Genomic DNA, 15,120 nt, shown 5'->3' on the forward strand with positions numbered 1-15,120 from the left:
CACTCGGGGACAGGTCCCCAGATCGCGAACCGACTGAAGGCCGACTTCCCCGATGATGAGTCCATGCGGATCAGCCACGAGGCGATCCATCAGGCCCTGTTCATCGAAGGCCGGGGAACGCTCAAGCGTGAGCTCGTTGCCTGCCTGCGCACCGGCAGGGCCCTGCGGGTGCCCCGAGCCCGGTCCGAGCGGACGTCGTGGGCCCACGTCACGCCCGAGGTGTTGATCAGTGAACGGCCGGCGGAAGCCGACGACCGGGCCGTTCCGGAACCCTGGGAGGGCGATCTTCTGATCGGACTGGAGCGGTCGGCGATCGGCACGCTGGTCGAGCGCACCACCCGAATTCACGTTGCCCGTCCACCTTCCCCGCGAGGACGGCTACGGCACGGTTCCCCGGACCGAGAACGGTCCGCCGCCGACCGGCTACGGAGCGGTGCCGATGAAGAACGCGCTGGCGGCAACGGCCGGCACCCTGCCCGGGCAACTATGGCGGTCGCTGACCTGGGACCGTGGCAAGGAGCTGTCGGCACACGCCCAGTTCACGATCGAGACCGGCATCCCGGCCTGCTTCGCCGACCCGCACAGCCCCTGGCAGCGCGGCACCGATGAGAACACGAACGGCCTGTTGCGCCAATACTTCCCGAAGGGAACCGACCTTTCTCGATGGGCGGCTGAGGATATCGAGGCGGTCGCTGCCACGCTCAACAGCCGGCCCCGGAAGAGCTTCGGTCGGAAGACGCCCGCCGAGGCCCTCAACGACCATCCACTATCGATGAAATGAGCCGGTGTTGCTAAGACTGGTTGAACCTGGTCAGTACTGCTCCCGGAAGTTCCAGCGGGCCTGCCGCAAGCTGGGCATCACCCAGTCCATGGGCAGAGTCGGATCTTGTTTCGACAATGCCGTGAGCGAGGCGTTCAACAGCGCGTTGAAGGTCGAGTGCGTCCACCGGCACACCTTCGCCACCCGCACCGAGGCCCGGATCAGGATCGCCACCTGGATCACCGACTTCTACAACGCCAGGCGGCTACACAGCGTATGCGGGTTCAAGAGCCCGATCGACTACGAACGTGAATACCGAGCCCCCCTCGCCAGGGACTGGCCGCATAGATCGTCTCCACGCTGCGAGGGGATTGACATACAACCGCCGGTCGATCAGCGTGCGGCTGCGGCCGGTGGCGTAGGCGAGGAACCGATCTGGCAGTTCTCGGTGCGGCCAGGGGTTCCGGAGTACTGCCTTTGCACCCCGGCCGACCGCAGGCCCTTCTTCTGGAAGCCGGTCCGGGCCGTCGTGACCGGCCTCCTCGGTCAGCGTCCAGCCGTCCTTGCGCTCCAGCGGAGCAATCAGCCCCCGCAGGCTACGCGGCGAGGCCCCGGCCAGGAAACGGATCACCTGCTCCGGGGGCGCGGCCGCGCAGCATGAGTCGTCGGGGCCGGCCTGCGGGGCGCGTGTGCTGTGTTCGTCATGTACCCAGCAACCGGCGCGGTCCGTTCCCGGACATGGCCGAGGCGCGCGCCCGTCCGCACGTGCCTCCAGCCTGGTGCCCGAGGGGGACTCGGGCGGCGCTGAAGCGGGGCTCGGGCGGTACTCGAGCGGGGGTGGTTTTCGGCCAGCAGGCGGGCAAAGGCTGCCCCAAGGAGCACGGCCGCTCCCGCGCGGCCGCACAGAAGCGGAACGGCCGCCCGGGCGACCCGCCGCGCTTTGTCCGCGACCAAGCCCTCGGGTCGGCGGTCCGCCGGCCGTACCGGAGCCAAGAACAAGGGGGGAATATCCGATTTCGGGCGGTGGTGGAATTGAGCCACGGCCCGCCCGGTGTCACCTGGTCCACTTGACGTTCTTCGGCGGCTGCGGTTTCACTTTGCTCGTTTGCACGGCCGGGTTCGTTCAACGGGGGATATATGAACGTGCAGGTAATTTCCAGGGAGTGTATCCACGTGGCTCCTTCCTTCGCGCGTCGCGCCGACGTCTGAGGCATGTCGCCTCCCCCCGCAGGCCGGTGCCGTTCGCATCGCGCTGCGGAAGTTCCGACGTCGACTCTGCCCTCACGCTGCTGCAAAGGAGCTCCACAGGTGTCCAACCGCGTCACGGAAAAATACCTCGGCGCATGCATGGGAGAGGATTCACGACTTCGCCGCACGGCACGTGAACTGTCCCTGCCCGAGACCTACGCGAATTCCTACGGAAAGCTGCTGCTCGACCGTCCGCTGTTCGTCCCGGAAGCGGAGATCTCCGCATTTGCCGACGACCTGAGGGCCGTATTCGACATTCTGGTGTCCCTGCCGGCACGCCTCTACGACGGCGATCCGCTGCGCTATTGCGCCGCCCTCGGCATGGATCCCGAGGTCGCCGGGCTGATGTCCCGGGGCGCCACCGGGCAGCCGCCGGTGTACGCGAGGGCCGACGCCTACCACGACGGCACCTCGTTCCGGCTGCTGGAGCTCAACATCGGCAGCCAACTCGGCGGCACCGACTCGGCGCAGCTCAACCGTGCCTTCCTCCAGGCGCCGGCCTTCCGGGAGTTCGCCGAGCGGCACGGCCTCGGCCACGTCGACACCGTCGAGCGGCTCGCCCGCGCGCTGCGCGCCGCGGCCGCACCGCTCACGTCGGGCGAGCCCGTGGTGGCGCTCGTCGAGGCCGACGGCGGACTGGCCGCCTACCGGCACGTCTTCGCCGCGCTGCAGGAGGCGATGCTCGGCCACGGGGTCCGGCTGCTGCTCGGCGAGATCGGTGAACTCGGCGAGCGGAACGGCAGGATCACCCTGTACGGCACCCCCCTCGACGTGGTCCTGCGCTACTTCGTCGCGAGCGAGATCGTCGCCGACCCGTCGGCCCGCGACACCCTCGACCTGCTGCTCGCCGCCCACCGGGCCGGCCGCACGGTGCTGTACACCTCACTCGAGGGCGCCATGTTCGCCAGCAAGGGCAGTCTGGCGATGCTGCACGACCCGCTGGTGCGCCGCAGCCTGTCCGCCGCGGAGTGCGCGGTCGTCGACCGGGCCGTCCCCTGGACCAGGCTTCTGGACGACCGCGACCGTGACCGGCGTGCCGACGACCATGCCGAACTGCTGGAGCGCTGCCTGTCCGACCGGGTGAACCTGGTCCTCAAGCCGGGCGTCGGGCACGGCGGAGTGGGCACCGTCGTCGGCCACGAGGTCACCGACGAGCAGTGGCGGGACGCTCTCGGCGCCCGCGCCCACGGCGACCACGTGGTGCAGGAACGGGTCCGCCCGGCCACCGAGGCGGTGCTCGACGCGGACACCGGGGAGATGCGCGACTGGGTCGCCAACTGGGGCGTCTTCTTCGACACCGAGGGGTACGCGGGCGCGTTCGTGCGCGCCCTGCAACCCGCTGACGGTGCCGTCGTCGCCTACGCCAACCCCGGCACCCGCGGCACCTGCGTCTTCACCACCCCCTGACTCCCGCGGCGCACGGCGCCGTCCGGGCACCGCCGAGTCCCCGGCATGGCCGCGCGCGGCCATGCCCGCCCCCCTCCATCCCCCCTCTCCCAACTCCGTGTCCACCCCGGTCCGGGACACACATGATCCCGGGCCGCATCACGGCGCCATACCCCCCGCGCCGTGTGAAGGGAGCCTGCGGCATGACCGGACACCATCCGGATGCCGATGAGCGGCCGCACATCGTGGTCGTCAATCGCTGGCAGAAGCAGTACGCCGACTACGCCCGCTACATGGATCACGCCGGCCACCGCGTGAGCTACGTCAGCACCAGCGTCGGACACGGCAGCGTCCCGCCCACCGCGACGGACGTCGTCACCGTCACCGCCACCGACGACCTCGCCGAGGTGAGCGCCGCCGTGGCCGTACTCGCCCGGCGGCACGGCCGGCCCGACCGGGTGGTCGCCCTGAAGGAGGGCGACCTGATGACGGGCGCGCGGCTGCGTGAGCAGTGGGACCTTCCCGGGCCGCGCACCGCCGACCTGGTGGCGTTCCGCGACAAGTACGTGATGTGCCGCGCGGTGTCCGCCGCCGGACTGCCGGTGCCCGCGTTCACCGCCGTGTCCGGGCCCGAGTCGGTGCTCGCCCTGGCCCGCCGGGCCGGCTGGCCGCTGGTGGTCAAGCCACGGGTCGGCGGCTCCAGCGAGGGCGTCGTCGTCCTGCGCGGCCCCGGTGACCTGGCCGACCTGCCCGATCCGGCCGAACGGCCTTTGCTGGCGCAGGCGTTCAACCCGCACCCGATACACCACGTGGACGGCGTCTTCGACGGCCGGACCCCCACGTGCCTGCGCACCTCCCGGTACGTCAACAGTTGCCTCGGCTTCCGCGACGACGGAACCTTCCTCGGCTCGGTGGAGGAGGACGACCCCGATGTCCGCCGGGCGGTCGCGGAGGCCACCACCGCCTACCTGCGGGCGCTGACCACCACCGCGACCCCCTTCCACCTGGAGCTGTTCGTCGAACGCCGGGACGACACCGTCTCCTGCTCGTTCCTGGAGGTCGGCGCCCGGGTCGGCGGCGCGGAGATCCCCTTCGTCTGGCGCGAGGTGCACGGATACGACCTGATGCGGGCCGCGTGCGACCTCCAGCTCGGCCGCCGGCCGGCCGACCCGCCCCCCGCGGAGGACGGCGAGGTCGCGGGCTGGCTCCTGGTGCCCGCGCCCGCGGACCGTCCGTGTGTCATCACCGAGGCCACGTCCATGGCCGGCCGCAGCCCCGGGCCGTACGCGGAGGCCCTGCTGCGCCCCGGGGAGGTGCTGCCCGCCGCGGACGCCTACTACGAGCACGTCGGCGGCCGGTTCCGCTTCCGCGGTACCTCCAGTGCCGAGGTGGAGACCGCGCTGACCGCCACGGCGTCCTGCTTTCGCGTGCGCGCCGAACCCGTAGAGCCGATGACCGTACGCATACCCGAGGTGTCACGATGAGGGACTACTCCGAACAGATCCTGGACGGCGAAGGCGCGGACGACTACGCGCGCTACATGCGCACCGACACCCTGCTGTCGCTTCAGCGGCGCCCCGACGAGGTCATCCACCGGGACGAACTGCTCTTCCAGGTCGTCCATCAGTCCACCGAACTGTGGCTGAAACTGGCCGGCTCCGAGCTGCAGGAGGCCGCCGCGCGGATCCGGGCCCGGGAGCTGGACGCCGCCGTCGGCCTGCTGCGCCGGGCCGGTCTCGGCATCGAACTCGTCACGGACCAGTTGGAGATGATGCGCCACCTGTCACCGTGGGACTTCCAGACCATCCGTACGGTGCTGGGGCACGGCTCCGGTGCGGACTCACCCGGCTGGCGATCGGTCCAGCGCTGCGGACGCGCCCTCGACCGGGACTTCACCGCCCTGGTCAAGGAACGGGACATCGACCTCGCCGAGCTGTACCGCGACCGGCAGGGCAGCCCTGAACACCGGCTGGCCGAGGCCCTGGTCGAATGGGACGAGCGGGTCTCGCTGTGGCGGGTGCGGCACTACAAGGTCACCACCAGGATCATCGGCACGCAGGTGGTCGGCACGCAGGGCACTCCGGTGGACGTCCTGGCCCGGCTGATCGAGTACAAGTTCTTCCCCGAGTTGTGGGCCGTGCGCACGGAGCTGACCCTGACGGGCCCGATGGGCCGATCCCACGAGACGGAGCCGGCATGAGCCCGGCCCGGCCCGCCGGCCCCGCGGCCTTCCGCAGACGTTTTCCCGTCCTGGAGCGGCGCGTGCACCTGGCCGGATGCAGTCTCGGCCCCCGGTCGCTGGACCTGGACGAGGCCATGGCGCGAATGCTGGATGCCATGGCGGACGGCGGCGCGCCCTGGGAACTGTTCGAGGAGGAGGTGCGGCGCTCCCGCGAGGCGTTCGCCGCACTGATCGGCGCCCGCCCCGACCAGGTCGCGGTGGTGCCCAACGCCTCGGTGGGCGCCTACCAGGTGGCGTCCGCGCTGGAATGGCGGGACCGCCCCCGAGTGGTCACCTCCACGCTGGAGTTCCCGTCCGTCGCGCACGTGTGGCTCGCCCAGCGCCCCCGTGGCGCCGAGGTCGTACACGCCGAAACGGCCGAGCAGTACGAGGAACTGACGGGCGAGCGGACCGGGCTGGTGTCCGTGCCGCTGATCGGCTACCAGGACGCTGAACGGCTGCCCGCCGAACGGATCGCCCGGACGGCCCACGCGGCGGGCGCGGACGTGTTCGTCGACGCCTACCAGGCCGTCGGTGTCACACCCGTCGACGTGACCCGGCTGGACTGCGACTACCTCGTCGCCGGCACGATGAAGTACCTGCTGGGCCTGCCCGGGCTCGCCTTCCTGTACGTGCGTGACCCGGACCGCATGCCCCGTCGGCCGCGTCTGACCGGCTGGTTCGGCCGCGTCGACCCGTTCGCCTTCGACCCCAGGGTCCTGGACTTCGCACCGACGGCGGCCCGGTTCGAGACCGGCACGCCCGCCGTCCCCGCCTGCTACGCCGCAGGCGCCGGTCTCGGCCTGGTGCGTTCCCTGGACGCCGGCGCGGTCCACGCGCACGTCCTCGACCTCACCGACCTGGCGGCCGGGCGGCTGGCCGAACAGGGGCACCGGGTGCGGATCCTGCCCCGCGAGAGACGCGGCGCCCACCTCGGGCTCCTCGCCGCGGACCCCGTGGGCCTCGCCCGGCGGCTGGCCGATCGCGGCATCGCGGTGAGTCCCCGCGGTGACGTCGTGCGCCTCTCCTTCCACTACTACAACAACGCCGACGACGTGGACGCGCTGTGCGCGGCACTCGACGGCCTCACGGTCGCACCGGCGGAGGCCCGCGCCTGACCGCGCACGGCTCCCCGCGGCGGCCCGCGGTTGCTGCACAGCACGAACCCCACCGATTCCGATCACCGGTCGAACGGCAGGTCCCATGCCACAAGCAGAACTGCAGTGCTGGCTCCACGAACCCGATCCGATGAAGTTCCCCTACGACGCCGTGGTCCGCCACTACCACCAGGTCGGCAAGCACTTCGTCGACCCGAAGGTGCTCCGCCTGCTGGACGAGGTACGGGAGCGGCTGCCCGCGCTGCGCGCCCCCTGGCCGCAGGTGCAGATGCTCGCGTCCTTCCTGAGCACCGCCCTGGACAAGGCGGACGAACGTTACGACTACCCCACCTACCTGGCGCTGGGTCTGCTTCAGCTCCCCGCGGTGGACGACCCGCAGGAACAGGCGCCCTTCGCCCGCTCCCGCTGCGACCGGCTGGTGGCGCAGTTGGTGACCGACGCGCTCGCCTTCGAACTGGCCGCGCTGGACGAGACCACCACCCTGCTGCCCCGGATGCGGCCGACGCCCGAACTGGTGGGCAAGCGGTGCCGGCACGGACTGCGGGCCATCCGGCCGGCCCTGGGCCGCATGGCCCTGGACGGCGGCCTCGTCGCCGCCGACCCCGTGGAAGTCGTCCGCCAGGCCTGCTCGATGGTGACGGCCGACATGTCGTTGGCCGAGCGGCAGGCCGTCCGGCTGGGTGTGCTGCCCGTGGACACCTGCCACGACGAGTACCTCTTCCTGCGGGTGCTGCAGGCGTTCGAGACGACGTTCGCGCTGCTCGCGGTGCAACTGCGGGCCGCGATCGAGGCGCTCGGAGAGCGCCGCGAGGAACGCGCCCTGCACTTCATCGACGGTTCGGAGACGGCGTTGCGCGAGTCCGCGCCCCTGTTCTCGATGCTGGCGACGATGCAGATCGAGTCGTTCCGCACGTTCCGCGAGTTCACCGAGGGGGCGAGCGCGATCCAGTCGCGGAACTACAAGATCGTGGAGTCGCTGTGCCGCACGCCCGACGGCGAGCGCGTCGATTCCCCCGCCTACCGTTCCGTGCCCGACGTCCGGGCCCGGGTGCTGGGCACGCCGCGCACGCTCGACGACGCCTACCAGGAGGCCTGCGGGTCCGGCGACCTGACGCCGGAGCAGTGCGAGCGGCTGCGCCGGGTGATGGCGGAGTTCGCCCGCACCCTGATGCGCTGGCGGCAGACCCACTACCGCCTGGCCGTGCGCATGCTCGGCACGGCCAGCGGCACCGGCTACACCGAAGGCACCCCGTACCTCAGGTCCGTGCGGGACATCCCGGTCTTCCGCAGTGTCGACGTCGACGCGCCGGGCGTCGTGCAGAGCGAAGGGGTGGTGACGACATCGTGACCGGACTGGACGCGCCCGTGGGCATCGTGGGAGCCGGGCCGATCGGCCTGGTGGCCGCCCTGCGCCTGGCGACGCTCGGCGTGCCCTGCATGGTGCTGGAGGCGGACCCGGGCCTGCTCAAGCAGGGCTCGAAGGCCTGCCTGATCCAGGGGGACGTCCTGGAAGTCCTGGACAAGTTCGGCTGCGGCCAACCGGTCAAGGACGAGGGAGTGACCTGGACGGTCGCCCGCACCTATGTGCGCAACAAGGTGATCAGGTCGGCCGAGTACCCGCACGGCCCCGGTTTCGGGCCCTTCGTGAACATCTCCCAGTACCGCATCGAGCAGATCCTGCTGCAGGCCGCCGAGGCCCACCCGGACTGCGAGATCCGCTGGGGTCACGAGGTGACCGGCGTCGAACAGGACGAGGACGCGGTCACCGTGCGGGCGCGCACCGCCGACGGCGAACGCACCCTGCGCTTCGGCCACCTGGTCGCCGCCGACGGGGTGCGCAGCACCCTGCGCGAACTGGTCGGCGTGGCCTGGACCGGCTACACCCACAAGGACCGGTTCCTGATCACCGACATCCGGGCGGAACTGCCGCTGGCCAAGGAGCGGCACTTCCACTACGACCCCTCGTTCAACCCGGGCCGCCAGTTGGTGATGCATCCGCAACCGGACGACATCTGGCGCATCGACTGGCAGTTGCCGCCGGACACCGACATCGACGCCGAACGCGCCGACGGCCGGTTCGACCGGCGGGTGCGCGACGTCATCGGCGACATCCCCTACGAGGTGGACTGGGTCAGCACCTACCGCTTCCACCAGCGGGTGGTGGAGCGGCTGCGCGTCGGCCGTATCCTGTTCGCCGGCGACGCCGCGCACGCCCTGCCGCCGTACGGCTCGCGCGGGATGAACAGCGGCATCCAGGACGCCGACAACCTCGCCTGGAAGCTCGCCCTCGTCCACGCCGGCCAGGGCGGGGAGGAACTGCTGGAGTCGTACCACACCGAGCGGTACGCGGCGGCGTTGGAGAACCTGCGCGTCACCGAGGCCACCATCCGGTTCATGGTGCCGCCCAGCCGGATGCGCCGCCTGGCGCGTTCGGCGGTCCTGGCGCTGTCGCACCGGCTGAGCGGGGCTCGCGACCGGGTCAACAGCGGCCGGATGGCCGAGCCGTACGTCTACGCGGACTCCCCGCTGGTGCAGTCCGCTCCCGGCGAGCCGCTGCTGGGCGCCTTCGCGCGCGACGGGATCGTCGAGGCGGACGGGCGGCGCACCCGGCTGCGGCGGCTGCTCGGCGACGGCTTCGTCGCCCTGTGCTTCGCTCCCGACACCGCGACCGCCGCTGACCTGGTGGCGGAGGTGCGCGCCCGCCCGGCGCAGCCGCCCGTGCGGATCGTGGTGATGCTGCCCGTGACCGCCGCCGGCCCGCCGCCGTCCGGCGCCATCGTGGCCCGCACCGGAGACACGGACCTGCTCGCCGCCTACGGAGCCGATGCCGGCCGTTGGTGGCTCGCCCGGCCGGACGGCCACCTCGCCGCCCGGGGGCGCACCGGCGCCGAGTTCACCGCCGCGCTGCACCGGGCCGTCGGCTCCCCGGCGGGGGAGCGGCCCCTCGTGAAAGGAACCCGCTGATGTCCGCGACCCCCCCGCCGTTCGCCTGGCTGGACGGCCGGCTCGTCCCCTGGGACCAGTGCCTGGTGCACGCCCGTAGCCAGGGCGCCTTCTGGGGCGCCAACGTCTTCGAGGGCATCCGTGTCTACACCGGTGACGACGCGCGGCTGCACGCCTTCCGCGTGCAGGACCACCTGGACCGGCTGTGGCGCTCCATGAAGAGCCTGCGCATGGAGATCGAGTACACGCCCCAGGAGCTCGCACGGGCATGCGAGGACCTGGTGCTCGCCAACGACTTCGGCACCGACGCGCATGTGTGCGTGGTCGCCTACTTCGGCATGGGGCCGAACTTCGACCCGATGACCACGACTGTCGAGACCGGCGTCCACATCACCTCGACGCCGGTCCCGCGCTCCCTCGCCCACGACCGGGGTGTGGCCGCCTGCATCTCCTCCTGGCGGCGCATCAGCGACGACGCCATGCCACCGCGCATCAAGGCGGGCGCCAACTACCACAACAGCCGGCTCGCCCACCACGAGGCGCTGCGCAACGGCTACGACACCACGCTACTGCTCAACGCACGCGGCACCGTCTCGGAGGCGCCCGGCTCCTGCGTGGTCATGGTCCGCGACGGCGAACTGTTCACCCCGCCGGGCACCAGCGGGGTACTGGAAGGGCTCACCGTCGACACGGTCGCCACCCTGGCCGAGGAGCACCTCGGCCTGCCGCTGCACCGCAGGGAGATCGACCGCACCGAACTCTACGTCTGCGACGAGCTGTTCCTGTGCGGCACGATGTCCGAGCTGCTGCCCGTCACCAGCATCGACCGGATCACGGTCGGGGACGGGCATCCCGGCCCACTCACCCGGACCCTGCAGCGTCACTACGACGACGCAGTGCGCGCGCGGGGGAAGCACCCGGAGTGGTGCACCCCGGTCACCGCCGGCACGGCGTCGCCGGCCGGGCAGGCCGCGCCCGAGGGGAGCGCGGCATGAGCGTGCTCGCCGCACTTCGGACGGCCCTGCGCGGCGGCACCGTGACGGTGGTCGACCTGACCGCGCCGCTGTCCGAGCACACCCCGATCATCTGCCTGCCGCCGGAGCGCGGTCAGCCGTGGCCCTTCAGCCGCGAGGTGATCAGCAACTTCGACGAACCGGGCCCCACGGTGTACTGGAACAACATCCGGCTCTCCGAACACACCGGAACGCATTTCGACGCCCCCGCGCACTGGCTGTCCGGCCGGGGCGGGGAGGACGTCGGACAGGTGGCGCCGGGGCGCCTGGTCGCTCCGGCCGCCGTCATCGACATGAGCGCGGAGGCGGAGAAGGACCCGGACTTCCTGCTCAGGCGCGAGCACGTGGAGGCGTGGACGGCCGAGCACGGGCCGCTGCCCGAAGACGGGTGGCTGCTGTACCGCACCGGCTGGGACGCGCGGGCGGGCGACCCGGAGCGCTTCATCAACGAGCGGCACACGCCCGGCGTCGCCCCGGACTGCGCGCGCTGGCTGGCCGAGGAGACCTCGCTGGCCGGTTTCGGCGTGGAGACGGTCGGCACGGACGCCGGGCTGGCGGGCGACTTCGAACCGCCGTACCCGTGTCACTGGTATCTGCACGGCGCCGGCAAGTACGGCCTGACCCAACTGCGCAACCTCGCCATGCTGCCGCCCACCGGCGCGCTGCTGCTGGCGAGCCCCCTGCCCATCGTCGGCGGATCCGGCAGCCCGGCCCGGGTCCTGGCCCTCGTCGAGACCCCGGAAGGAGCGTAACGGTGGAGGACACCGGATTCCGGCGCGGCAGCGCTCTGCTGCGCCGGCACCAGGAGGACCGTACCCGCCCGGCCGCGTTCAGCCTGCTGGGCCGCGAATGGGAGCTGCTCGACGACGTGTTCAGCCCCACCTACACGCCCATCACCGAGCTGCTGTCGTCGTGGCTGCCCTATCCGCAGGACGGGTCGTTCCTGGAGGTCGGCTCCGGCGCCGGGGTCACCGCCGTGACCGCGGCGCTGTCCGGCTGCCGCGCCGTGACAGCGCTGGACATCAGCCCCGCCGCCGTCGAGAACACCCGACGCAACGTCGTCCGGCACGGCGTCGCCGACCGGGTTCGGGTGCTGCACAGCGACCTGTTCTCCGTCCTCGGCCCCGAGGACAGGTTCGACGTCATCTTCTGGAACTCCAACTTCGCCGAGGCGCCGGCGGAGTTCGTCAACGAGACCGACCTGCACCACGCGTTCTTCGACCCCGGGTACGAGGCCCACCGCCGGTACGTGGCGGAGGCCCCGGCGCGGCTCGCCCCCGGAGGGCGGCTCTTCCTCGGGTTCTGCAGCATCGGCAACGCCCCGCTGCTGCGCGCCCTGTGCGAGCAGGCGGGCCTGACGGTGGAGCTGGTGCGCAGCGAGCGGCGCAGCCCGGACCCCGACACCACACTCGACTTCCAACTGCTGGAACTGCACCACCGCTGAACCACCGCACACAGCGAAAGGAACCACCCGTGCCCCACTCCACCGGCCCGGACCACTACCTGCCCCTGCTCGGCGAGCGGGGGCGCGGGGTGCTGTGCACACTCAAGGCCGACGGCCGACCGCAGATGTCCACCGTCGACTACTGGTACGCCGCCGCCGCGGGCACCGTACGGCTGTCCACCACCGCCGACCGGGCCAAGGCGCGCAACCTGCGCCGCGACCCGCGGGTCAGCCTCCATGTGACCACCCCCGACGGGGGCGCGTACCCGGTGTTCGAGGGCGTCGCCACGCTGTCCGCCGTCGCCGCGGAGCCGCACGACGCGGCCGTGCAGCAGCTCGTCGCCGTCTACCGGGGTGTCAAGGGCGAGCACCCCGACTGGGACGAGTACCGGGCGGCCATGGTCGCGGACCGCAGGCTGGCCGTCGGCTTCCGCGTCGACCACGCGTACGGCTGGTTCCCGGCCTGATGTCCTCCCCCGCCCCCACCTCGCCCGCCAAACGGAAAGGACGGCCATGCCCGAAGGCCCCCCGCATCTGACGATCGTGGGCAGTGGCAGCGCGGCGTACCGCCGCTACGCGCTGCAGTCGCTGGCCGAGCGGTACCGGCTGTCCGCGCTGCTGCCGGCCGAGCCCACCTGGCAGCGCCCGTATCTCGCCGACTGGCGGGTGGCCGACCCGGCCGACGAGGCGGCCCTGACCGGGGCGCTGGCCGAGCTGACCGGGTCCGGTCCGGCCGTGCTGACCTGGGGCGAGACCGTACTGGAGAGCACCGCGCGGGCCGCCGGGAAGCTGTCCCTGCGGCACATGTCGCCCCGCTCGGCGGCCCGCTGCCGCGACAAGTACGAAACCCGCACGCTGCTGGCGGCGGCCGGTGTCTCCGCGGTCCGGCACGGTCTGGCGCACACCGCCGACGAGGCCGTGCGGATCGCCGCGTCGATCGGCCACCCGGTGGTGCTCAAGCCGCGCGCGCAGGCCGGCAGCATCGGCGTCGTGCTGGCCGCGGACCCCTCGGCGGTGCGGGAGGGGTTCGCGCTGGCGGCGGGTGCCGCCTACGGGGACCTGCCCTCGGGTGTCGGCGTGCTCGTCGAGGAGTACCTGGTGGGGCCGGAGATCAGTGTCGACAGTGTGGTGCAGGACGGCGTCGCGACGCCGGTGCACGTCGCCCGCAAGAGGCTGGGCTTCGCCCCGCACTTCGAGGAGGTCGGTCACCTGGTGACCGGCTGGGGAGGCGAGCCGTGGGCCGGGCAGGTGCGGACGCTGGTGGCCGCCGCGCACCAGGTTCTGGGCATCGAGATGGGTGTCACCCACGCCGAGCTGCGGCTGACCCCGGCCGGGCCCCGCCTGGTGGAGCTCAACGGGCGCCTGGGCGGCGACCTCATTCCGTACGCCTCCCGGCTGGCCACCGGCGTCGACCTCGTCGTCGCCGCGGCCGAACTCGCCCTGGGCCGCACCCCCGACCTGCGGCCGGATCGCGACGGCTGCGCCGAGGTCCGCTTCTGCTATCCGCCCCACGACGGTACGGTGCGCCGGGTGGACGTGGAGCGGGCCGCGGCCGTGCCGGGCATCGCGCACGCCGAGGTGCTGGCCGCGCCCGGCACCCGGCTGCTGCTGCCGCCCAGGCAGGTCATCCCCCGGCTGGCCGTGCTGGTTGCTTCGGGGACTGACGAGGCGGCCTGTGCCCACGCTCTGGAGACGGCCGTACCCCTGGTCACGGCCGAGGTCGAGCCGCTCGGAGAGGTGGGAACCCATGCGGTGGCCTAGCCGCTGGCGGCCGGTCGACGGGCTGATCGGCTCGCACGGACTGTCGTCGTTCTGCCTCGGCCTCGCCATGCCCTACACCTCCGTGTACCTCGCCGGCCAGCCGGGCGTGGGCACCGCGGGCGTGGCGCTGTTCTACGGATTCAGCGGCGGCGCCAACCTGGCCGTCGCCCTGCTGCTGTCCACCGGCGCGCTCAAGGTCGGCCGGATCCCGCTCGGTATCGCCGGCACCCTGCTCTGGCTGGCCGGCTACCTCACTGTGCCCGGCGTCGGTTCGCTGCCCGCGGTGATGGCCGCGGGCATGGCCGTCGGCGCAGGGCAGGGCGGTTTCATGGCCGCGATCGTGCCTCTGGTCAACGCGCTGATCACGGCGGAGGAGCGGCGGCGGGTGTTCGCCCGGCGCTACGCCGTGCTGAACGCGACCCTCGCCGGGGGCTCCCTGCTGGCCGGCCTGCTGACGCTGGTGCTGCCCCGGTCGGTCATCCCGTACTTCTTCATGGCGAACGCGGTGGGCATCCTGCCGCTCACCGCGGCGCTGTGGCGGGTGCGCCGCCACATGCCCGGCTCCTCCGCAGGCACGGAGGACGACGAGGACGGGCCGCCGCTGCCGGTGCTGCGGCTGTGGCGGGCGATGGCTCCGGTCGCCGTCTTCCAACTGACCGCGGCCCTGTTCGTCTTCAGCCAGTTCGACGCGACCGCGCCGCTGGTGAGCACCCGGCTGATGGGGATGCCGCTGTTCTTGGTCTCGCTGATGATCTTCGTGAACGTGGTGGTGATCGTCGTCTGCCAGCGGCCGGTCACCCGCCGCCTGGAGAACCGGCCGGAGAGCACCGGTCTGCGCGTCGCGGTCGGCCTGTGGGTCGCGTCGTATGTCGTCGCGGGGCTGTTCGCCCTGGCCCCGTACGGCCCGCGCCTGGCCGGTCTGCTGCTGTACGCCGTGCTGTTCGGGCTCGGTGAGTGCGCATACTCGTGCTCGTTCCACCCCTGGCTGATCTCCATGGTGTCCGAACGCGAGCTCACCCGGGCCGCCGCGATGGCCAACTCGATGATGGGCGCGGGCAAGTTCGCCGGGCCCTCGATCGGCGTCGCACTGGCGGCCTCCGGCAGCGCCACGGTCGTCTGGCTCGGCCTCGCGGCCGGCTGCACCGTGTTGGGCTCCATGTCCGGCCTGCTGACCGGCAGACAGATGCGGCAGCGGCCGGCCCCGGCGGCCGTGAAGACACGGTAGT

Annotated in this window: 12 protein-coding genes and 3 pseudogenes; 14 read left to right on the top strand and 1 reads right to left on the bottom strand. The window is 72.1% G+C overall.

The features are described from left to right. Window positions 1-18: 18 nt before the first annotated feature. Both ACH4ZX_RS34935 and ACH4ZX_RS34940 read left to right on the top strand, forming a co-directional pair. Window positions 19-781, top strand: a pseudogene (locus tag ACH4ZX_RS34935) (IS30 family transposase); the annotation flags it as partial. An 88-nt stretch (window positions 782-869) separates the two neighbouring features. Next, window positions 870-1,010: pseudogene (locus ACH4ZX_RS34940) on the top strand (integrase core domain-containing protein); the annotation flags it as partial. A 123-nt stretch (window positions 1,011-1,133) separates the two neighbouring features. On the opposite strand, the pseudogene ACH4ZX_RS34945 reads toward ACH4ZX_RS34940, so the two are convergent. After that, window positions 1,134-1,391 (bottom strand): annotated as a pseudogene (locus ACH4ZX_RS34945) (transposase); the annotation flags it as partial. Window positions 1,392-2,068: 677 nt separating this feature from the next. On the opposite strand from ACH4ZX_RS34945, the gene ACH4ZX_RS34950 reads away from it, so the two are divergent. The 12 genes from ACH4ZX_RS34950 (at window position 2,069) to ACH4ZX_RS35005 (ending at window position 15,119) form a co-directional block, all read left to right on the top strand. After that, complete coding sequence (locus ACH4ZX_RS34950; protein WP_398281906.1) at window positions 2,069-3,415, top strand: hypothetical protein; 1,347 nt, start codon at window positions 2,069-2,071, stop codon at window positions 3,413-3,415. A 182-nt stretch (window positions 3,416-3,597) separates the two neighbouring features. Beyond that, window positions 3,598-4,878, top strand: a complete 1,281-nt coding sequence (locus ACH4ZX_RS34955) for an acetyl-CoA carboxylase biotin carboxylase subunit family protein (protein ID WP_398281909.1) — start codon at window positions 3,598-3,600, stop codon at window positions 4,876-4,878. Continuing rightward, window positions 4,875-5,594 carry a tryptophan 2,3-dioxygenase family protein gene (locus tag ACH4ZX_RS34960; protein WP_398281912.1) on the top strand — a complete coding sequence of 240 codons (720 nt, stop codon included), beginning with the start codon at window positions 4,875-4,877 and terminating at the stop codon, window positions 5,592-5,594. The genes ACH4ZX_RS34955 and ACH4ZX_RS34960 overlap by 4 nt, the downstream gene beginning before the upstream one ends. Continuing rightward, window positions 5,591-6,733: an aminotransferase class V-fold PLP-dependent enzyme gene (locus ACH4ZX_RS34965; RefSeq protein WP_398281915.1), complete on the top strand. Its 1,143-nt coding sequence runs from the start codon at window positions 5,591-5,593 to the stop codon at window positions 6,731-6,733. The genes ACH4ZX_RS34960 and ACH4ZX_RS34965 overlap by 4 nt, the downstream gene beginning before the upstream one ends. Window positions 6,734-6,818: 85 nt before the next feature. Beyond that, on the top strand, window positions 6,819-8,081 hold the full coding sequence (locus ACH4ZX_RS34970) for a tryptophan 2,3-dioxygenase (protein ID WP_398281918.1): 1,263 nt from the start codon (window positions 6,819-6,821) through the stop codon (window positions 8,079-8,081). Beyond that, window positions 8,078-9,697 carry an FAD-dependent monooxygenase gene (locus ACH4ZX_RS34975; RefSeq protein ID WP_398281921.1) on the top strand — a complete coding sequence of 540 codons (1,620 nt, stop codon included), beginning with the start codon at window positions 8,078-8,080 and terminating at the stop codon, window positions 9,695-9,697. The genes ACH4ZX_RS34970 and ACH4ZX_RS34975 overlap by 4 nt, the downstream gene beginning before the upstream one ends. Next, window positions 9,697-10,671, top strand: coding sequence for a branched-chain-amino-acid transaminase (gene ilvE / locus ACH4ZX_RS34980; RefSeq protein ID WP_398281924.1), 975 nt, complete (start codon window positions 9,697-9,699; stop codon window positions 10,669-10,671). The genes ACH4ZX_RS34975 and ilvE overlap by 1 nt, the downstream gene beginning before the upstream one ends. Continuing rightward, window positions 10,668-11,441, top strand: a complete 774-nt coding sequence (locus ACH4ZX_RS34985) for a cyclase family protein (protein ID WP_398281927.1) — start codon at window positions 10,668-10,670, stop codon at window positions 11,439-11,441. Before ilvE ends, ACH4ZX_RS34985 begins: the two co-directional genes overlap by 4 nt. Before the next feature lie 2 nt (window positions 11,442-11,443). After that, window positions 11,444-12,133, top strand: coding sequence for a methyltransferase (locus tag ACH4ZX_RS34990; protein WP_398281930.1), 690 nt, complete (start codon window positions 11,444-11,446; stop codon window positions 12,131-12,133). 29 nt (window positions 12,134-12,162) lie between these two features. After that, complete coding sequence (locus ACH4ZX_RS34995; RefSeq protein WP_398281933.1) at window positions 12,163-12,600, top strand: PPOX class F420-dependent oxidoreductase; 438 nt, start codon at window positions 12,163-12,165, stop codon at window positions 12,598-12,600. A gap of 46 nt (window positions 12,601-12,646) precedes the next feature. After that, the gene (locus tag ACH4ZX_RS35000) at window positions 12,647-13,894 is read left to right on the top strand and encodes an ATP-grasp domain-containing protein (RefSeq protein WP_398281935.1); all 1,248 of its coding nucleotides are present in this window, start codon (window positions 12,647-12,649) and stop codon (window positions 13,892-13,894) included. Beyond that, a complete protein-coding gene (locus ACH4ZX_RS35005; protein WP_398281937.1) occupies window positions 13,881-15,119 on the top strand; it encodes an MFS transporter in 1,239 nt (412 codons plus the stop codon). Before ACH4ZX_RS35000 ends, ACH4ZX_RS35005 begins: the two co-directional genes overlap by 14 nt. The last annotated feature ends 1 nt before the right edge of the window (window position 15,120 follow it).

Origin of the sequence: Streptomyces sp. NPDC020490, from assembly GCF_044335305.1 — a bacterium.
GTDB lineage: Bacteria > Actinomycetota > Actinomycetes > Streptomycetales > Streptomycetaceae > Streptomyces.

What these genes read in the sequence shown, in the direction of transcription:
- ilvE (WP_398281924.1), top strand. Translation starts at nt 9,697, where the DNA reads ATGTCCGCGACCCCCCCGCCGTTCGCCTGGCTGGACGGCCGGCTCGTC.
- ACH4ZX_RS34965 (WP_398281915.1), top strand. Translation starts at nt 5,591, where the DNA reads ATGAGCCCGGCCCGGCCCGCCGGCCCCGCGGCCTTCCGCAGACGTTTT.
- ACH4ZX_RS34955 (WP_398281909.1), top strand. Translation starts at nt 3,598, where the DNA reads ATGACCGGACACCATCCGGATGCCGATGAGCGGCCGCACATCGTGGTC.
- ACH4ZX_RS34985 (WP_398281927.1), top strand. Translation starts at nt 10,668, where the DNA reads ATGAGCGTGCTCGCCGCACTTCGGACGGCCCTGCGCGGCGGCACCGTG.
- ACH4ZX_RS35005 (WP_398281937.1), top strand. Translation starts at nt 13,881, where the DNA reads ATGCGGTGGCCTAGCCGCTGGCGGCCGGTCGACGGGCTGATCGGCTCG.
- ACH4ZX_RS34970 (WP_398281918.1), top strand. Translation starts at nt 6,819, where the DNA reads ATGCCACAAGCAGAACTGCAGTGCTGGCTCCACGAACCCGATCCGATG.
- ACH4ZX_RS34960 (WP_398281912.1), top strand. Translation starts at nt 4,875, where the DNA reads ATGAGGGACTACTCCGAACAGATCCTGGACGGCGAAGGCGCGGACGAC.
- ACH4ZX_RS35000 (WP_398281935.1), top strand. Translation starts at nt 12,647, where the DNA reads ATGCCCGAAGGCCCCCCGCATCTGACGATCGTGGGCAGTGGCAGCGCG.